This window comes from Novosphingobium sp. (assembly GCF_032093395.1).
In the GTDB taxonomy this organism is placed as follows: domain Bacteria; phylum Pseudomonadota; class Alphaproteobacteria; order Sphingomonadales; family Sphingomonadaceae; genus Novosphingobium.
In genome coordinates, this window is record NZ_DAMDBA010000089.1 from 1 (window position 1) to 19,296 (window position 19,296).

A 19,296-nucleotide genomic window follows, 5' to 3' on the forward strand; every position below is an offset into this window, starting at 1 on the left:
GATCACCTCGACATGGTTCGCGTCCGACTTGTGCAGGCGCACGACGTGATGCTCGTCATGGCCGTGCGTCTTGAACCAGGCCAGCCCGCCCTGCGACGCCACTTCCACAAGGCCCCAGTCCTCGGCGTAGAACTTGCACTCGGCGTCGAAATCCTCAACCCCATATCCGACATAGCGGATCTCGGTCACTCGGCTCATCACGGCAATTCCTTGAATGAAAAGATCAAATGGGCTGGCTGACGACCGCGAACATCTCTGCGGTGGCCTTATGGTTGTCGATCGGCGGTCCCCGGCCGATCTGGCCGTGGCAGATCGCCAGCGAGGCCTCGACGATGTAGCGGCAGCGCTCGTAGCGGCGGTCGCGATAAGCCTCGAAGGCCGCCTCGGGGGTGTCGTGCGAAGAGAGTTCCTCGGCCAGCACCAGCGCGTCCTCGATCGCCATGCCCGCGCCTTGCCCCAGGTGCGGCGTGGTGGCGTGGACGGCATCGCCCAGCAGCACGACCCGGCCCTTGTGCCAGGGGCCATGGACCATCATGCCTTCCAGCGGGCGATAGACCACCTCCGCATCCTCGGTGATCTGCTCGGCCAGTTCGCGGATCGCGGGCGCCGTGGCGGAGAGCTTCGCGCGCATCGTCGCGGCGAGCCCCTGCAACGGATAGCGTGGATTGTCCGGTTCCGGCGTCGTCGCGTACATATACATCGTATCCGCGGAAATCGGCACCAGCCCCACGCCGGTCGGGCCGTTGTAGACGTGGAGGGCATCGAGACCCTCGGGCCGGGGAAAGTTGTAGCGCCAGACCGACTGCCCGGTGAACTCCGGCATTTCCGCATCCGGCAGGATCATGCGCCGGGATTGCGAATAGACGCCGTCAGCACCGACGACGATGTCGTAACGCGCCTCCGTTTCGTCCGAGAAGCGCACCGACACGCCGGTATCGTCCTGGTCGAGCGCCTCTGCGGTGACACCCAGACGGATTTCGGCGCCGAGCGCCTTGGCGCTGTCTCCCAGCACCTTCTGAAGCGCGCGGCGGCCGATGCCGACGTTGGAGGGCTTGCCTTCCACCAGCGCGGGCGTGGGAATCCGCGCGACGCGCGTGCCGTCGGGGATATAGATCTCCACCGCATCAAACCCGCAGGCGGCATCGAGAAACGCGTCGAGCACACCAAGCTGGTCCATCGCCCGGATGACGTTCGACTGCTGGATGATGCCCACGCCATAGACCGACCAGGTGGGATCGCGCTCGATCACCGTAACCCGATGGCCACGGCGGCACAGCGCGATCGCGGCGGAGAGGCCGCCGATGCCGGCGCCGATCACAAGGGCGTGCATTGTCGGAACGGGGCCTGAAACGGGGTCTGAAACGGGCCCAGAAACGGGCCCAGAAACAGGCGCTGTCCTGTCGGACATCAAGAAACTCCTCGATCGCGGATCGAGCGGCAAAATGGGAGAGTGGATGCGGCGGGCAGGCTTGCCCCGCCCGCCGCATCCATGAGCCATGCAGACCCCGGACACCGCTCTCCCGAAATCGTGCAGCCCGATCTCTCTTGTCGAACGCACATGTCGCACGGCAAGCGCCACACCTAAAATGAATAGATTTGGTCGATATCCATCAATTTCTTCGATGCCATTTTCATGACTCCGGGGACGGCGGTCCTCTGCGACCTTGCACGCACCTTCGCGAGTGCTAGGCAAATGTTGTACTCAACAGGACCACCGCCTATGACCGCCCCCTCCACCGCGCCTGCCGCGCTTCCCAAGACCTTGTCCTGGCCGCACCTGCTGGCGCTGGGCGTCGGCTCGATCGTCGGCACCGGCATCCTGACGCTGATCGGCGTCGGCGCCGACCGCGCGGGCCCGGCGGTGCTGCTCTCCTTCGCCATCGCCGGCGCCATCTGCGCCTGCGCCGCGCTCGCCTATGCCGAGCTTTCGACGATGATGCCGCGCGCCGGCAGTGCCTATAGCTACAGCCATACGGTGCTGGGCAGCACCGTGGGGTGGATCGTGGGCTGGAGCCTCATCCTCGAATACTCGCTGGTCGTCTCCACCGTCGCAGTCGGCTGGTCGGGCTATGCCGCGCCGCTGCTGCAAGGACTGGGCTTCCCCAAGGCGCTGACCCAGGGCCCGGAACTGGGCGGAGTGGTCAACCTGCCCGCCGTGTTCATCATCGCCGTGGTCGCCGGCCTGCTGGCCTTCGGCACCAAGGAAAGCGCGCGGGTGAACACCGTGCTGGTGGTCATCAAGATCCTGACGCTCAGCCTCTTCGTGGCCGTGGCCCTGCCCGCGTTCGATGCGTCCAACCTTTCGCCCTTCATGCCCTTCGGCTTCGGCAAGTCGATGAGCCCGGACGGCGTGGAGCGCGGCGTGATGGCGGCCGCGGCGATCATCTTCTTCGCCTTCTACGGCTTCGACGCGATCTCCACCGCTGCCGAGGAAACGCGCAATCCCGGCCGTGATCTGGTGATCGGCATCATCGGCTCGCTGGCCATCTGCACGCTGGTCTACGTTCTCGTCGCCGCCGCCGCGATCGGCGCCATGCCCTTCGTCCGCTTTGCCGACAGCCCGGAACCGTTGGCGCTGATCCTGCGCCAGATGGACCGCGGGGGCGTAGCGCAAGTCGTGGCGATCGCCGCCGTGATCGCGCTGCCCACCGTGCTGCTGGGCTTCCTCTACGGCCAGAGCCGCATCTTCCTGGCCATGGCGCGCGACGGTTTCCTGCCTGCCTCGATGGCGAAACTCTCCACGCGCGGCACGCCGGTGCGGGTGACGACGATGACGGCCGTGATCGTCGCGATCCTGGCCGGAATCCTGCCGATCTCCGAGATCGCGGCGCTGGCGAATGCCGGCACGCTGATCGCCTTCGCCGCAGTAGGCACCTGCCTCATCGTCCTGCGCAAGCGCGAACCCGACACGCACCGGCCATTCCGCGTACCGGCCGGGATCGTGGTTGGCGCGGTGACCATCCTCGGCTGCCTCTACCTCTTCGCCAGCCTGCCCACCAAGACGCTCGTCGCCTGCCTGCTCTGGAACCTGCTGGGCGCGGCGCTCTATCTGGTACGCGGAAGGAAGCGCGCGGCTTGAGCAACCCGCCGGTTGGCGCGCCTCCGGCGGCGTGCTAGCCGGGAGTCATGCTGACCATCAGGCAGATCGAGATCTTCCGCGCGGTGATGATCACCAAGACGGTGAGCGGCGCCGCACGCATGCTGGGCACCTCGCAACCCGGCCTCAGCCGCATGCTGGGCCACATGGAGGACAAGCTCCACTTCCGCCTGTTCGACCGCACCCGCGGCAGACTGGTACCCACGACCGAAGCCCGTGTGCTGTTCGAGGAGATCGAGCAAATCTACAAGGGCTTCAGCGACCTCGAACATGTCGTGCGACGCCTGGCCAAGGGCGAGGATCGCACGTTCCGGGTCGGCGCCTCGCCCTCGCTGGGGCATTCGGTGGTGCCGCAGATGCTCTCGCGTCTGACCACCAACTACCCCGGCCTCACCATCCAGTTCGACATTCTCTCGGTGGAGCAGGCGGACGACTGGCTGGCGCTCCAGCGCGGCGACTATGCGTTGACGGTGTTCCCTATCGACCACCCCAACGTGCTTTCGAGCCGGATCGGCAACGGGCGCATGGTCTGCGCCGTGCCCACCGGACATCGCCTTGCCGACCGGGAGAGGATCACGGTCGCAGACCTCAAGGGCGAGCGCATCCAGTCGTTCCGGGAAGATACGCCTCACGGCCGGATCATCGCCCGAATGTATGCCGATGCGGCTGAGGAACTGGAGGTCTCCACCTACATCCGCTTCGCCGAAACCGCCGTGGCCTTCGTCGCGCAAGGCATGGGCGTGGCGCTGGTGGACAGCTTCACGGCGATGCAGCCCCATGCGGATACCGTGCGCTTCCTGGAGTTCGAGTCGCCGGGTCTGCTGCCCGTCTACGTCAGCCGCAACCTGGACGTGGCGCGTACTCTGGTAGGCGAGACATTCGAGGAGATCGCCCGCAACATCCTGATGAATCTACCAAGAGTTATAGCCCATAACATAACGCTATAATCCATTGCATCGCAATGTCTGGCAATGCGCCCCCGGATCAAACACCGTCATCCAGCTCGCAAGGTTCTAAAAGTTCCGGCACCGAGCAGCCGGATGACAACAGGCGCGGGGCAAGCGCCGCTGAGGATGGGAAAGGCGTTACCATGGCCAGCTACTCCGCCGCAGGATCGGTATCCGTGCGTCCTTACGTGACCGTAGGCGAGGCCGCCTCGCAGAATGTCGACGGCTGGACCGCGCGGCAGGTGCTGGTGGTCGCCATCTGCTTCCTGCTGAACATGCTGGACGGCATGGACGTGCTCATCCTCTCCTACGTCGCCCCCGCGCTCTCCGCCGACTGGAACGTGAGTCCGGAAAGCCTGGGCGTGGTGTTCAGCTCAAGCCTGGCCGGAATGGCCGCAGGCGGCCTGCTGATCGCGCCGCTGGCCGACAAGTTCGGCCGCCGCAAGCTGATCATCGCCTCGCTGGTGATGATGACGGTGGCGATGTTCGGATCGGCCCTGGCCACGTCGATCTTCGAATTGATCGTGTCGCGCTTCGTGGTCGGCATCGGCATCGGCACCGTGCTCGCCAGCATGGCCGCGCTCACCGCCGAATACGCGCCCGCCAAGCACCGCACTTTCGCGGTGGGCTTCCTCCAGGCCGGCTATCCGGTGGGCGCGACGCTCACCGGCTTCATCGTCGCCCACCAGATCGACACCCATGGCTGGCAGGCGATGCTGCTGGGCGCCGCGACGCTCTGCCTGCTGGCCTTGCCGCTGGTCTGGGCCCTGCTGCCGGAATCGGTCGACTTCCTGCTGGCCCACCAGCCAAAGGGCGCGCTGCCCAAGGCCAACCGCCTGCTTGCGTCGCTCGGCCGCCCCACGCTTGCCGCACTGCCAGAGCGCCGCGCCACCGATTCCCGTTCGGTCGGCCTGCGCGGCGTGCTGGGCGAAGGCCGGACCATGGGCACGATCCTGCTCTGGACCGCCACCATCTTCGGCTTCATGACGCTCTACTTCGTCATCAGCTGGATCCCGAAGCTCGCCGTCGAGGCCGGCCTGCCCTCGACCCAGGCGATCTACGCCGGCGCGGTCTACAATATCGGCGCCTTCATCGGCATCACCTCGATCGGCCTGATCGCCAGCCGCATCGACCTGCGCCGCCTGATCCTGCTCTACATGGTGCTGGCCGCCGTCGCCCTCGTCGTATTCGGCGCGGTTTCCATGACGATCGCCGCGACCCTGCTGACCGCCTTCTTCATCGGCGCCTTCATCCAGGGCGGCTTCAACGGCTGCTACCCGCTCGCCACCAGTTTCTATCCGCCGCAAGTGCGCAGCACCGGCCTTGGCTGGGCCATGGGTGTAGGCCGAATCGGCGCAGTGATCGGCCCGATGCTGGGCGGCGTGCTGCTGGCCGAGAAGGTGCCCCTTTCCGTCATCTTCGCGGTCTTCGCCGTTCCGGCCGTGCTGGCGGGCGTGGCCGTCTCCTTCATCCGCATGCCGACCGCGCGCTGACGCGATACACCATCAGGATCCCGAACATGACCACGCCCGCTGCGCCGCCCTCGCGCCCGTCCATTCTTTGCGGCCTGATCGGCTCCGGCATCGGCGGCTCGCGCAGCCCGGCGATGCACGAGACGGAGGCCAAGGCGCTCGGCCTGCCGCTGGTCTATCGCCTGCTCGACAGCGAAGTGATGGGCTTCGCCGCGAAAGACCTCGGCCCGCTTTTCCACACACTTGCCGCGCTGGGATTCGACGGCACCAACGTCACCCATCCCTTCAAGCAGGCCGTGGTGCCGCTGATGGACGAATTGTCGGAAGCCGCAGCCAGGCTCGGCGCGGTCAACACCGTGCTCCTGCGTGACGGGCGGCTGATCGGCGACAATACCGACTGGTCGGGCTACCGCGCCAGTTTCCTCGCCTCGCTGGGCGTACTGCCGCGCGGCAAAGTCGCGATGATCGGCGCCGGCGGCGCGGCATCGGCGGTCGGTTATGCTCACCTCGACCTCGGCGCCAGGCGACTGGCGATCTTCGATCCCGCCACCGACCGCGCGCAGGCTCTCGCCCAGCGCCTCGGCGCGCTGTTTCCCGATGCCGAAGTCTCCGCCGCTACCTCGCCGGCCGAGGCCATCTCGGGTGTGGGCGGCGCGGGTGTGGACGGAGTTGTGCAGTGCTCGCCCATCGGCATGGAAAAGCACCCCGGCACACCCTTCGATCCCGCACTGCTGACGCGCGACATGTGGGTATCGGACGTGATCTACTTCCCGCTGGAAACCGAACTGCTCAAGGCGGCCAAGGCCATCGGCTGCGCCACGCTGAACGGTGGCGGCATGGCCGTGATGCAGGCCGCCCACGCCTTCGCGCGCTTTACCGGGCGGGAGCCTGACGTGGAGCGGATGCTGGGGGACTTCGCGGCGGCCAGCGAGGTTATTTAATAAAAGAAGAGCAGGGGAGCATAGCCCGCCTGCACCCCCATTACCGTCGAGGTCACGCGAACCGGCAGCGTTGTGCGCCCATGGCCGCGTCGGGAGACTTAATGGCTGCGCCGCAGTGAGCGCACTACGAAGAGGTCGCGCGCAAGGTCGACATTCCGAGGGTCCGGGGGATCATCCCCCGGAATCTTCCTGTTCTACTCAGCGACCTCTTCGACCCCGCGAAACCGGTTCTGCGCCGCCAGCCTGATCCCGGCGTTCGGCGCACCATAGCCTGCATAAGCCCCGCCCCGCTCCACGAATTCGAAGAAGAACAGCTTGTCGAACGCCCGGCTGTAGAGCTGGCGATAGGGATTGCCCGCAGCGTCCTCGTCGTAGAGCATCCCCGCTTCCTCCAGGCACGCCGCAGCCTTGCCGTCGAAACCGAAGCGCGCGACCAGATCGTCGTAGTAGTTCGCCGGAATATCCAGCATCGCCGCACCCCGCGCGCGAACCACCGAGGCCGTGGCGAGCAGGTCGTCGCTGGCGAGCGCCACATGCTGGAAGCCGCCACCCATGCCCTGTGCCAGGAAACGCGAGGACAGCGTCTCGCGCGCGTCAGAGGCGTTGAGGGTCAGGCGGAACCCGCCATCCGGCGATTGCAGCGCCTGGCTGTGGACCAGTCCCGAGGGATCGATCACATCGTTGGCGTCGCGGCCCTCAAGGCCGAAAAGCGCGCGCCAGTAGAGCTGCCAGGACAGGAATTCGTCGTTGTGGACCACGGCGGCGAGGTGGTCGATCGATCGCGCGCCGGCATCGTCGGTCAGGTCTTCCACCGGCACCGCCTCGAATTCGCGGGCCCAGAGCGCTTCGGCGCCATCATCCTCGACGAGGTAGACGAGGCTGCCGCCGACGCCGCGCAGCGCGGGCATGGCCATGCGGCCGGGGCGGCCTTCGGGGCTGTAGGCGCGGATGCCGAGCGCGGCGGCGCGCGCCATGACGGCGGCGGCGTCCTTCACCCGCACGCCGATCGCACAGATCGAAGTGCCATGGACGATGCGATAGGACTTGGCGAAGCCCTTGGGCTCGGCATTGATGACGAGGTTGACGTTGCCCTGCCGCCAGCGCGTCACCTTCTTGGTGCGATGCGTTCCGATATGCGAGAAACCCAGCGTATGGAACGTTTCGCCCAGCCGCGCCACATCCTCGCCGGTGGACGTGAATTCGACGAATTCGGCACCCAGCGGCGGTTGCGGCGCGGGCATCGTGGTTGGCTGATCCAGCAGGCGCCGCGCCGCGTCGCGGACGTATTCGAGCGAGCGATGCCCGTCCTGCGCGACGAGGCGCGAGGAGATCGACCGAAACCTGTCGTTGAAGATTTCCAGCGAAAGCGGTCCGTCATAGCCGGTGCGCAGGATCTCGGCCACATAGCCCGGCAGGTCCAGGCCGCCCTGCCCCGGCAGATTGCGGAAGTGGCGGCTCCAATAGAGCAGATCCATGTCCAGCAGCGGCGCGTCGGCAAGCTGGACGTAGACGATCTTGTCGCCGGGAATGTCGCGGATGCTCTCGCTTGGGATGCGGCGGGAAAGCGAATGGAAGCTGTCGAGAATGATGCCGATCGCCGGGTGGTCCACCTGGCGGACGATCGACCAGACATCGCGGTGGTCGTTGACGTGGCGGCCCCAGGCCAGCGCCTCGTAGCCGACGAGAATGCCATGTGCGGCGGCCCGATCGCCGAGTTCGCGGAAATCGTCGACGATGCGCTCGCGGTCGCCCAGCGCATGGGGCGAGCAGTTGGAGCAGACCAGGATGCGATCGGTGCCCAGTTCGCCCATCAGGTCGAACTTGCGCTCGGCCCGATCCATGGCGCGGGCGCGCATCTCGCCGGGCATGCCCTCGAAATCGCGGAATGGCTGGTAGAGCGAACAATGAATGCCCAGGTCCGTCATCATCGCCCGCACTTCTGCGGGGCGCAGGGCGGAGCCGATCAGGTCGTTCTCGAAGATCTCGACACTGTCGAAGCCCGCATCGGCTGCGGCCTTGAGCTTTTCCTCCAGCGTACCGCGCAGCGAGACGGTGGCGATGGCGTTCGTTTCGGCCCTGGACATGGCGATCTTCCCGGAATGATGATCCGGGCAATATCGCCCCGCCGGGGCTGCGTTTGAAGCGGGATCGATGCGGTCTTCCATGCCATCTTGTTATGGCGGGGCGGAAAATCCGTGGCGATCGGCATCGACAGGGCAGGCTTTGGAGCGATCGAGCGGAAAATCGTGTCCAAAGCGGTGGTTTACGGACTCGCCAGATCGCTCCGCCGGGAGCATGGGAAGAGACACGCCTGTCCATGCGGCAGGAACAGGGAACCGCATGCGCATAGCGACGATCACCAACTGGGCCTACGGGGCAACGGTCTGCCTGACGATCGCCGCCGGCTTCACGATGGTGCTGGCCTCCAACGCCGACCGTCTGGAGCGGGACGCGGTTCGACAGAGAGACTTGTTCGACCAGCTCACCTTCGAGGTGGAGGCGGACGAGGCGCAATTGACGGACCAGGCGCGGCTCGCGGCCGTCACCGGCGATCCCAGCCATGAGATCGCCTACAACCGCACGCTCGCTGCGATCGGCCCGGTGGAGCAGCGCCTTTCCAAGCTGAAGGACAACGGCGCCAAGGAAGAGGAACTGCGCTCGCTGGAGGAAGGCTTGCGCTGGGCGGCAACACTTCAGGACGAGCAGAAAGCTGCCATAGCCGCGATCAAGGCCGGGGACGAAGTCACCGCGCACAAGATCATTTTCGGAGCGGAGTACGAGCGCGAACTGGAACGCGTCCATTTCCTGCTCGGCCGCTTCCGCTACATGCTGGACAATCGTTCGGACCGCGCGATCGAAGAAGCCAGCCGCGCTTCGCAGCGCCTGCGCACGGTATCCGAAGCGATGGTGGCGATCACCGCCGTGCTGTTCCTGTTCGTACTGGGCTTCGTGCTGAAGCGCCGCATCCTCAAGCCCGTGGTCAAGCTGAGCGACGTGGTGAACCGGCTGGCCGACCAGGACTATGCGGTGGAACCGCCGCAGCTCTCGCAGATAGACGAGATCGGCGACATGGCCCAGGCGGTGCGCATCTTCCGCGAGAACGGCATCGAACGCCAGCGCCTGGAGCGCGAGCGGGATGCGGACTGGCACGTCAGGGATTTGCTGGCACGCATGACCCAGCGTCTGCAAGGTTGCGAATCCGTGGCCGACCTGTTCGAAGTGGTGCGGCTTTTCGCGCCCAAGATCGCGCCGAACCTTGCCGGACGGCTCTACACGCTGGACACCCGGCTGGAGATGATGGCCTGCGCGTCCGAATGGCAGTCTCCGCACGGCAGCGACGCCGCCTTCGCGCCCGACGATTGCTGGGCGCTGCGGCGCGGCCAGTTGCATATGCCCGGCGGCGATCTGGTGGATGTGCCCTGCAAACATGTGCCGCCGGAAACGGCCGCTGCGGCCATCTGCGTACCGCTCACGGCCCAGGGCGAAACGATCGGATTGCTGGTGCTGGAAAACAAGACCGGCGCCCACGGCCCGAACGAAAACGCGAAAGTCTACATCGAACTGATGTCAGAGACGGTCGGCCTGGCGCTCGCCAATCTCAAGCTGCGCGACGCACTGCATGAAAAGGCGCTGTTCGACGCGCTCACGGGCCTGCGCAACCGCCATGACCTGGCGGACACCCTGCGCCGCAGCCTTGCCCAGGCCGATGCCTCGAAAACGCCGCTGACCTGCCTGATGGTCGATATCGACCACTTCAAGCAACTGAACGACCGCCATGGCCATGATGCCGGAGACCTGACGATCCGCTCCGTCGCAAGCGCGCTCGACAATGCCGTGCGCGAGGACGGCGTCGCATTCCGCTACGGCGGCGAGGAGTTCCTGCTGCTGTTGCCGGGCTGCGACGAAGCGCGCGCCGTGGAACGGTCGCAGCTCATCCAGGATCGCATCACCGGAATGACGCTGGTGCATGAAGGAACGTCGCTGGGCCCGGTTACGGTATCGATCGGGATCGCCATCTATCCGCAGCATGGCCCCGCCCATGCCCTGATCGGCACCGCCGACGCGGCCCTGCTGCGCGCCAAGGACGAAGGCCGAAACCGGATCGTGGTAGCGGCGGGTGCACGGGAAGTTCAACCCGCCGCGTCGGCACGGGGCTGAATGTCTGTCCGCCCTTCTGTAGGGTATGTGGGGATTCAGTTCAGGCGGAGCCGAGAATGGTGGACTTCCACGACCCGGAGCGCAGCGTACTTCAAGTTCGTGAGCACCGGAAGCGCGGAAGGCTACCGTTCGCAGGCCCGCATGGGCTGAATTCCCACATACCCTAGTAGAGATTGTCCTTGTAGTCCTGCGCCAAGCCCTTCTTCATCAGCTCGGAAGCGCCCGGCACCGACAGGCTGGCGCGCGCCAGCCGGGCGGCGATGCCCTTGGTCCGGTTGAGCTTGATATGATCGATGAAGAGCCGTGCCGGATCGATATCGCTGCTGCCGCTCAAGGGCCAGGGTGCGGCCCGTTCCAGCGCGGCGCTGTTGCGAAGCGCGATGTCCTCCACTTCCACACGGATCGCCATGGCCGGCACTTTGCCCTTCACCTCGAACCGGCTGCGCGCGGCGGCGCATGTGGAAAGGACCGCCCGGCCCCGTACAGAGGCCACCTGTGTCGATCCCGGAACCAGCAGGGCCATGGCCAGCGCGGGCTGCTCGATGATGTTGCGGAAGCTGTCCACCCGGCGGTTGCCCGGCCTGTCGGCAAACCACAGAGTGTCATTCCCGTCCATCCGCGCCATGGCCCCCGCCGGGTCGCCTTTCGGACTGAGATCGGCGTGATCCTTGCGGTTGACGGTCGCCAAGGCCGCGAAACGGCTGGCATCCACGAAAGCGGCCAGATCCCCCGGCACGTCAAGCGGTTGGGCGTTCCAGAACTCGGAGCGGATCATGGCCTTCGCGCAGTGTCCGTAGCATTCCTCCACCGCCACATCGATATACCCGTTCTCGATCGCACGGATCCTGCCGTTGACCCGCAGGGTTTCGCCTATGCCCGGAAGCAGGAACAGCGATCCGAAGGACTGCCCGGCACGCGGCAGGTCCGGATCGTCGATCCGATCGAGCGGGACGCGCAAATCCTTGCCCTCGCCCCGCGCGAACGCCGGGCTGCCGCCCGCGAGAGTAACGTGAGGGCCATCCTCTTTCGAGAACGTGGCGAACATCAGCGGCGACTGCGCGATCCATGCCGAAGCGCCCGCGTCGAGATGGTCTATGTCCTTGAGGTACATCTGCTGCGGCGTCTTGCCGATCACCGCTTCCAGTTCGGACACGGTTTCGATGGCGGTTTCCGTCATGCCGAAATCATCTCCTGCAAAGCATTGCCTTATCGTCCTGCCAGCCTAGGCTAGTTGCAAATGATTCGCAAATAGGTGCAGAAGAATGGTTGAAGCGGACAGCGCCGGGGCGCGTGCGTACAAGGTTTCGGACTGGAACGGCGCCAGCGGCGATAGCTGGGTTGCCAACCAGGTTCGGCTCGACGCCATGCTGGAAGTCTTCGGAGCCGAGGCCATCGCGGCTGCCGCACCGCAGCCGGGCGAGCGCGTGCTCGACATCGGCTGCGGCGCGGGCGCGAGCAGTTTTGCGCTGGCGCCGAAACTGGGGCCTTCCGGGCACGTTCTGGGAATCGACATCTCCGCCGCCCTGCTCGATCATGCCCGCCGCAACGCGCCAGCAGGCATCCCCGCGACGTTCGCACTCGCCGATGCAGCCGTGGCGGAGCTGCCGCATGCCGCCTTCGATGTGCTGTTCTCCCGGTTCGGCGTGATGTTCTTCGAAGACCCCGACGCGGCATTCGCGCATATGCGCAAGGCTCTTGTTCCGGGCGGACGCCTGGCCTTCGTCTGCTGGCGGGGCACGGCGGAGAACGATTGGATACGTCTGCCGATGGGTGCGATCAAGGGTATGATCCCGGCATCGCCACCCCCGCCATCCGAGGCGCCCGGCCCCTTCTCCTTCGGCGACGCCGATCGGGTGGAGCGCATTCTGTGCTCGGCCGGGTTCACGCAAATCGTCCTGCGTCCCTTCGATCACCCGATCCCCTTCGGCCGCGGCGCGACGCGGGAGGCGGCTCTGGACGATGCCGTGGCCATGGCCTTCGAAGTGGGTCCGCTCTCCCGCGCCCTGGCCGATCAACCGCAGGAAGTCCGCGCCCGCGCCGCGATAGCCGTGCGCAACGCATTCGCCCGCCGCCCCGGCGACACCAGCGTGATGATCGACGGCGCGGCGTGGATCGTCACGGCCCGCAATCCGAACGATTAAACGGGCTTCGGGGGCGACGCCCTAAACCGAGACTTCCGCCGAAACCCGCCCCGCTTCGCCGAAGACCCGCAAGTAGCGCTGGATTTCATCCGGATCGCCCGTCGCCTTGGCGGGATTGTCGGAGAGCTTGACCGCCGGCCGTCCGTTGGCGGAGACCACCTTGCACACCAGCGAGATCGGGTCGAGATCCGCCGTCTCGAACGGCGCGCAGCCACGGAAGTCGTTGGTGAGGTTGGTGCCCCAGCCGAAGCTCATGCGTACGCGGCCGTGGAAATGGCGGTAGGTCGCCTCGATGCTGTCTATGTCCATACCGTCGGAGAAAATCAGCAGCTTGGTGCGGGGGTCGCGGCCCCGTTCCTGCCACCAGCGGATGATCTGCTCTCCTCCCTCGATCGGCGGCGCGCTGTCGGGGCGGAAGCCGGTCCAGTCCGCCACCCAGTCCGGAGCGCGTTCCAGAAAGGCGGCGGTGCCGAACGCGTCGGGCAGGACCACGCGCAAGTTTCCGGCATAGTGATCGCTCCAGTCCTTCAGCACGCGATAGGGCGCCTGCCGCAGTTCGTCGTCGCTCTCGGCCAGGGCGGCGAGCACCATCGGCAGTTCGTGGGCATTGGTGCCGATCGCCTCCAGGTCCGCATCCATGGCCAAAAGGACGTTGGATGAGCCGATAAAGCGGCTGCCCAACCCTTCCTTCAGCGCCTCCACGCACCAGCGCTGCCACAGGAAGCCATGCCGACGCCGCGTGCCGAAATCGGAAAGCACCAGATCCGGAAGCTGGGCGAGGCGCTCCACTTTCTCCCACAGCTTGGCCTTGGCGCGGGCATAGAGCACGTCGAGCGCGAACCGCCCCCTGTCCTTCAGCGCTGCGCGCGATCGCAGTTCGTTGACGATGGCCAGCGCCGGAATCTCCCACATCATGGTGTGGGTCCAAGGCCCTTCGAAGCGCAGTTCGTACTGGCCGTCCACCTTGTGCAATTCGTATTCCGGCAGGCGGAAATCGGCCAGCCAGGCGATGAAATCGGGGCTGAACATCTGCGCCTTGCCGTAGAAGCTGTTGCCGGCCAGCCAGATCAACTCCTTCTTGCCGAAACGCAGGGAGCGCGCGTGATCCAGTTGCGCGCGCAGTTCCGCCTCGTCGATCACATCGGCCAGCCGCACCGCCTTCGTGCGGTTGATCAGTTCGAAGGTCGCCTGCACGTCGGGATAGAGATGCCGCACCATCTGCAGCATCAGCAGCTTGTAGAAGTCCGTATCGAGCAGGCTGCGCACGATCGGATCGAGCCGCCAGTTGTGATTGTAGGTGCGGGTTGCGATATCCGTGTAGACCATCAGGCGGTTCTAGGCAGGCGGTTCCAAGCCGTAAACCCGCGATGCCAACCTAGCAGCGACCCTGGGGTCAGGTGCGCAGGACGAAGGGAATCTCGACCAGTCCGCGCACCATGACCGCAGCGCCATCACGCTTCGTGGGCATCCATTTCCAGCGGCGGACCGAGGAAAGCGCCGCCTTGTCCAGCCGCTCGAAGCCGCTGCTTCTCGAAACGGATATGTCCGCCACTGCGCCATCGAGCCCCAGGATCACCATCAGGACGACCGTGCCCTGCTCATGCTTTCGACGCGATTCCACCGGATAGCGCGGGGGGTCGGCCGAGATCATCTTCGAGGACAAGTCACCGCCATTCTCGATGCGCGGCGCCGGGGCCACTGCCACGCCCTGGGTCTGCGGCGCAGGCGGGCCGGGCACGGCCACTTGCACCACAGGGGGTTCCGGCGACGTGCTGATCGTGGCCGGGGCCGAAGTCAGGACGATCGGCGGCGGCGGCGCGACGACCGGAGAGACCGGCTGCACCACCTGCTTCGCCGGCTGGGGCTGCGCTACCGGCTTGGGCGGCGGCGGCGGCTTCAATTGCTGGAGATCCGCCACCACCAGCCGCTTGCGAACTTCCCGATGCGAATTGACGATGTTCATCGCCATCAAGGACGCGATCATCCCTACCACGATGGCTGCCGCGCCCAGCAGGGCGACGACGTTGGGGCGTCGTGCCTGCCCATAGCGAGAAACCGGCCAGGGCGCGGGCAGCGACACCACTTCCGAAGGCTGGCGGAATCGCGGCGGGAGGCTCGACTGGCTCAGGACGCGATCGGGCGCGAGGTCATCCGCGTGATGGAGGGTTGCGTACATGGTCGATCGAACCTCTGAAGGCCGCCCCGCAGGTTCGGCTAATGCGAGTCATTCGCATAGCCTAGCCAGACTTTCCGGTCGAGTGCGAATCGGCACCGCCCCGGCGCTTCCGTGCCTCGCGCATTTCCCCTTCGTTTCCATTCGTTTTCCGGGCCGCATCCCTCCTGCAAGAAAGCGCATTTTCAGAGGAGGGCCGTTCCCCGAAAACGGCTTCCGACAAAGAGTTGCAAGGCGGAGCGCCTGGAACCGCCGTTCTCCCGTCCCGCGTCGCATTGCGATTGAGACGAAGTTGCAATAATCGCGCGAAAATGGCCTTGCCGATCTCGCCCAACCTGCTCGTCACGCTGACCCTGCTGCTCAAGACCAAGAGCGTCAGCGGCACGGCTCTGGCGCTTGGGGTCAGCCAGCCCAGCGTAAGCCGGTCGCTCTCCCAGCTTCGCACGGCGTTGAAGGATCCCCTGCTGGTCCGGTCCGGAAGCGGCATGGCCCGTACGCAGCGGGGGGAGGAACTGGTCGGGCGCCTGGCTGACTGGATGGCGACGACATCGGCGCTGCTGGTGGAGGACAGCTTCGATCCCGCCCGCGTCGAGCGGCGTTTCCGGGTGGCGACGACCGACTTCGGGGTCATGTCGGTGCTGCTGCCGGCCGTGGCGGCCCTGCGGGAGGAAGCGCCCGCCGTCTCCATCGATATCGTTCCGCTGAGCCATGCCGTCCATCGTGCACTGGCCGAGGGCGAGATCGATCTTGCGATCTCGGGTCTCGATCACGATCCTTCGCAGCTTCATCGCGCCCTGCTGTTTGAGGACGAATTCCTTTGCGTGACCCGCGCCGACCACCCGCTGGCCGCAAGTCGGGATCCGGTGACGGTGGAAACCTTCCTGGCCTATCCGCACCTCGGCCTGACGGTGAGCGAGGCCGAACTCGACAGGGTGGCGATGACTCTGGGTCCGGCGATCGCCGGGCGCAAGGTCGCGGCCAGTTTGCCTTACTTCGGCCTGGCGCCCGCCATGCTGGCCGCCAGCAACCTCGTCATGGTCCTGCCTTCACGCGCGGCGCCGCATTTCGACCCCGCACACGGCCTTTTCACCCGCCCCGCCCCGGCGGAACTGGGGCTGCTGCAGTATTGGCTGCTCTGGCACGAGCGCGGCCATCGCGATCCCGCCTCTCGCTGGCTGCGCGATCGATTGATCCGTATCTGCCGGGAGCATTTCAGCACCGCCGTTCCTGAATAGTCGATATCCGATCTTGATTGTTGGCCTTGGGCCACCCTCCCGCCAATGGCGCTACTGCAAAGCATTCGCATTAGTGTTCCAAAGGGGGAAACGTGATCTACAAGTTCGGGCTGCGCACGGGCGCCGCCACCCTGAGTCTCGCCACCGCCATGCTGGGCGCGGTAACTCCAGCACAGGCGGCGGAGGCGGCCGAAGGCACGACCAATGCCTCGCAGATCGTCGTCACCGCCACCAGCCGCGCGCAGGAAGTGAAGGACGCACCGGCCTCGATCAGCGTCATCACGCGCGAGGATATCGAGCGCCTGCCCTATCGCGAGATCACCGACGCACTGATGGAGATTCCCGGCGTCACCGTCACGCCCGGCGAAGGCAACAGCCGCGACATCTCGATCCGCGGCATGTCGCCGCAATACACGCTGATCCTGGTCGACGGTAAGCGCCTGAGCAGCCGCGAGACGCGCACCAACGGCGGCAACAATTCCGAAGGCGGCATGCTGCCCCCGCTGGAATCGATCGAGCGCATCGAAGTGGTGCGCGGGCCGATGTCCTCGCTCTACGGGTCGGACGCGATGGGCGGCGTCGTAAACGTCATCACCCGCCGCATCGCCCCCTCGTGGCGCGGCAGCGTGCGCGTAAACGGAACGATGCAGCTCGGCAGCGACTACGGCAATTTCTACGACGGCAACTTCTACCTCTCCGGCCCGCTGACCAAGGGCGTGGGACTTCAGCTGCAAGGCTCGCTCAACCGCCGCAGCGAGGATCGCGTCGTCGGTGGCACGCCCGAGCGCAAGGACGAGAGCCTGGGCGGCAAGATCGGCTTCTCAGCGGGGCCTGATCACGACTTCCTCGTCGAAGGCGGATACTATCGCCAGGCCGTGACCTCCACCGCCGGCAAGACCGTGGAAGTGACCGCCACCGTTCCCGAAGGCACGCTCGATACTCAGACGCAAGAGCGCTATGTCGCCGCGCTCAGCCACTCCGGCCGCTGGGGCTTCGCCAACTCGGAAAGCTACGTCCAGTACGAGGATGCCAAGAACCTCGAAACCACCAAGCGGATCAAGAACACCGTCGCGCAGTCGATCTGGTCGGTGAAACTGCCCTCCAACATGCTGAGCCTGGGCGGGTTCTTCCGTAACGAGGATCTCACCGACACGGTCGGCAACCTGCTGCCGGGATCGACCCGCGGCGGCGCCAGCCGCACCAATTGGGCGCTGTTCGCCGAAAACGAGCTGTCGATCCTCGACACCCTGCGGCTTACCGGCGGCATCCGCATGGATAACGACGAGCAGTACGGCAACCACTGGACGCCGCGCGTCTACCTGGTGTGGAACACCACCGAGCGCTTCACCCTGAAGGGCGGCTATTCGCAGGGCTTCCGCGCGCCGAACCTGCGCCAGACCCTGCCCGACTGGGGCCAGGCCAGCCGTGGCGGCACGATCTACGGCAACCCCGACCTCGAGGCCGAGACCTCGCGCACGATCGAAGCCGTGGCGATGTACGAAGGCAGGGGCTTCCAGGCCAGCCTGACCGCCTACGACACCCGCTTCAACGACAAGATCACGCGCCTTACCTGCGTTCAGGCCGGGGCCTGGTGCGTGGACGAACCGCTCAGCTCGATCGGACGGCCGCCGACGACCTACGTCAATGTGGACAAGGCCAAGGTGCGCGGGATCGAGGCGACCATCGACGTCGATCTCACCCGCACCCTGCGCGTCACCGCCAGCGGCACGCTCACCGATTCCGAGCAGCTCAGCGGGTTGAACGCGGGCGCCGCCTTGAACGACACCCCCAAGCAGCAAGCCAGCGCCTCGCTGAACTGGCGCCCGGACGATCGCCTGAGCATGTATGCCCGCGCCGTCTATCGCGGCGAGGAAGCCGTGACCGAGGCCCAGATCAGCGGCAACAACCTGGTGGTGGAATCCTACACCACCGTCGATCTCGGCGGATCGTACAAGGTTTCCCCGGCGCTGACGTTCCATGCCGGCGTGCAGAACCTGTTCGACAAGCGCCTGGACTACGACGAGGCAGGCTACATGATCGACCCGGCCCGCGTCTGGATGGGCCTCACCGCCCGCTTCTGACCCTTTTGCAAAGGCGCTTCGGCCAGTCCGAAGCGCCTTTTCTCTTCGCTACCGAGGACTTCCCATGACCTTCCGCACCCTTCTTCTGGCGGGGCTTGCCTCCGCCGCGCTCGTCTCGCCCGCCCATGCCCACCGCGCCTGGCTGCTGCCTTCCACCACCTCGCTCTCCGGCACCGGACAGGTCGTCTCGGTCGACGCCGCCGTATCCAACGACCTGTTCAACCCCGACCATGTCGCCCTGAAGACCGACGGCATCACCGTCGAGGCGCCGGACGGCAGCAAGGGTGCGATCGAAAACGCCGCCACGGCTCGCCACCGCTCCACCTTCGACGTGAAGATCGACAAGCCGGGCACCTGGAAGATCGGCACCGGCCGTACCGCCTATGCCGGAACCTTCAAGCTCAACGGCGAAGAGTGGCGCGTCGGTGGCAGGCCACCCCGCCCCGCCGCGCCCGGCACCACCGCACCGCCGGTCCGCCGCGTTGCCGGCCTGGCCGACATTCCCGCCGGTGCCACCGAGGTGAAGCTCACCGAAGTGCTCTCCACCAACGCCGTGTTCGTCACCGCCGACGCCCCCACCAGGACCGTCTTCACCACCGGCAAGGGCCTGGAACTCGATCCGATCACCCACCCCACCGCGCTCGTCTCCGACGAGGAGGCGCGCTTCCGCTTCCTGATCGACGGCAAGCCCGCATCCGGCGTGAAAGTGAGTGTGGTGCCCGGCGCCAAGAAGTTCCGCGAGGCCGAACAGGCGCAGGAACTCGTGACCGACGCGCAGGGCGTGCTGACGGTGAAATGGCCGCTTGCGGGCATCTACTGGCTCAGCGCCACGGCCAGCGACGCGAAACCCGCCGAGCGCCGTGCGCAGGAACGACGCATGACCTACGTCACCACCCTGGAGGTCGTTGCCCCCTGACCGGAACGCCGGGGTTCTTCCCGAACCCCGGCGCCCTCCTCAGATTTCCAGCTGGCTGCCCAGTTCGATCACCCGATTGGTCGGCAGCTTGAAGAATTCCACCGAGCTTTGCGCATGGCGGACCATTATCGCGAA

The 19,296-nt window shown here is 66.1% G+C and carries 15 protein-coding genes and 1 pseudogene; 9 read left to right on the forward strand and 7 right to left on the reverse strand.

Annotated elements, in window-relative coordinates; translation table 11 throughout:
• Both RT424_RS20850 and RT424_RS20855 read right to left on the reverse strand, forming a co-directional pair.
• Positions 1-198, reverse strand: a pseudogene (locus RT424_RS20850) (oxidoreductase); the annotation flags it as partial.
• 25 nt (positions 199-223) lie between these two features.
• Positions 224-1,330 (reverse strand): FAD-dependent oxidoreductase, encoded by a 1,107-nt coding sequence (locus RT424_RS20855; RefSeq protein ID WP_313442165.1) that lies wholly within the window; start codon positions 1,328-1,330, stop codon positions 224-226.
• 390 nt (positions 1,331-1,720) lie between these two features.
• Here RT424_RS20855 and RT424_RS20860 point away from each other — a divergent pair, with 390 nt between their 5' ends.
• From RT424_RS20860 to RT424_RS20875, 4 genes are all read left to right on the forward strand, one after another.
• Positions 1,721-3,079, forward strand: coding sequence for an amino acid permease (locus RT424_RS20860; protein WP_313442167.1), 1,359 nt, complete (start codon positions 1,721-1,723; stop codon positions 3,077-3,079).
• A gap of 47 nt (positions 3,080-3,126) precedes the next feature.
• The gene (locus RT424_RS20865; protein WP_313442169.1) at positions 3,127-4,044 is read left to right on the forward strand and encodes a LysR family transcriptional regulator; all 918 of its coding nucleotides are present in this window, start codon (positions 3,127-3,129) and stop codon (positions 4,042-4,044) included.
• 143 nt (positions 4,045-4,187) lie between these two features.
• Complete coding sequence (locus RT424_RS20870) at positions 4,188-5,537, forward strand: MFS transporter (protein WP_313442171.1); 1,350 nt, start codon at positions 4,188-4,190, stop codon at positions 5,535-5,537.
• Between the two features lie 26 nt (positions 5,538-5,563).
• The gene (locus tag RT424_RS20875) at positions 5,564-6,457 is read left to right on the forward strand and encodes a shikimate dehydrogenase (protein WP_313442173.1); all 894 of its coding nucleotides are present in this window, start codon (positions 5,564-5,566) and stop codon (positions 6,455-6,457) included.
• A gap of 194 nt (positions 6,458-6,651) precedes the next feature.
• On the opposite strand, the gene RT424_RS20880 is transcribed toward RT424_RS20875, so the two are convergent.
• Positions 6,652-8,541: a TIM barrel protein gene (locus tag RT424_RS20880; RefSeq protein WP_313442175.1), complete on the reverse strand. Its 1,890-nt coding sequence runs from the start codon at positions 8,539-8,541 to the stop codon at positions 6,652-6,654.
• Between the two features lie 256 nt (positions 8,542-8,797).
• On the opposite strand from RT424_RS20880, the gene RT424_RS20885 reads away from it, so the two are divergent.
• Positions 8,798-10,615 (forward strand): sensor domain-containing diguanylate cyclase, encoded by a 1,818-nt coding sequence (locus RT424_RS20885; RefSeq protein WP_313442177.1) that lies wholly within the window; start codon positions 8,798-8,800, stop codon positions 10,613-10,615.
• Between the two features lie 163 nt (positions 10,616-10,778).
• Here the strand turns inward: RT424_RS20885 and RT424_RS20890 are convergent, their stop codons facing one another.
• The gene (locus RT424_RS20890; RefSeq protein ID WP_313442179.1) at positions 10,779-11,792 is read right to left on the reverse strand and encodes a pyridoxamine 5'-phosphate oxidase family protein; all 1,014 of its coding nucleotides are present in this window, start codon (positions 11,790-11,792) and stop codon (positions 10,779-10,781) included.
• An 85-nt stretch (positions 11,793-11,877) separates the two neighbouring features.
• Here RT424_RS20890 and RT424_RS20895 point away from each other — a divergent pair, with 85 nt between their 5' ends.
• Positions 11,878-12,756 carry a class I SAM-dependent methyltransferase gene (locus tag RT424_RS20895; RefSeq protein ID WP_313442181.1) on the forward strand — a complete coding sequence of 293 codons (879 nt, stop codon included), beginning with the start codon at positions 11,878-11,880 and terminating at the stop codon, positions 12,754-12,756.
• Positions 12,757-12,777: 21 nt separating this feature from the next.
• Here RT424_RS20895 and pncB read toward each other — a convergent pair whose 3' ends face one another.
• Together pncB and RT424_RS20905 are read right to left on the reverse strand one after the other, a co-directional pair.
• Positions 12,778-14,082, reverse strand: coding sequence for a nicotinate phosphoribosyltransferase (pncB, locus tag RT424_RS20900; protein WP_313442183.1), 1,305 nt, complete (start codon positions 14,080-14,082; stop codon positions 12,778-12,780).
• Positions 14,083-14,149: 67 nt separating this feature from the next.
• Positions 14,150-14,932, reverse strand: coding sequence for an energy transducer TonB (locus RT424_RS20905; protein WP_313442185.1), 783 nt, complete (start codon positions 14,930-14,932; stop codon positions 14,150-14,152).
• A 308-nt stretch (positions 14,933-15,240) separates the two neighbouring features.
• Between RT424_RS20905 and RT424_RS20910 the strand changes: the two genes are divergently transcribed.
• The 3 genes from RT424_RS20910 to RT424_RS20920 all read left to right on the forward strand — a co-directional run bounded on the left by RT424_RS20910 (position 15,241) and on the right by RT424_RS20920 (position 19,161).
• A complete protein-coding gene (locus RT424_RS20910) occupies positions 15,241-16,164 on the forward strand; it encodes a LysR family transcriptional regulator (protein WP_313442187.1) in 924 nt (307 codons plus the stop codon).
• A gap of 92 nt (positions 16,165-16,256) precedes the next feature.
• Complete coding sequence (locus tag RT424_RS20915; RefSeq protein ID WP_313442189.1) at positions 16,257-18,245, forward strand: TonB-dependent receptor domain-containing protein; 1,989 nt, start codon at positions 16,257-16,259, stop codon at positions 18,243-18,245.
• Between the two features lie 64 nt (positions 18,246-18,309).
• Complete coding sequence (locus tag RT424_RS20920) at positions 18,310-19,161, forward strand: DUF4198 domain-containing protein (protein WP_313442191.1); 852 nt, start codon at positions 18,310-18,312, stop codon at positions 19,159-19,161.
• Between the two features lie 39 nt (positions 19,162-19,200).
• On the opposite strand, the gene RT424_RS24585 is transcribed toward RT424_RS20920, so the two are convergent.
• On the reverse strand, positions 19,201-19,296 hold a 96-nt coding region (locus tag RT424_RS24585; RefSeq protein ID WP_409521560.1), incomplete at its 5' end, for a KUP/HAK/KT family potassium transporter.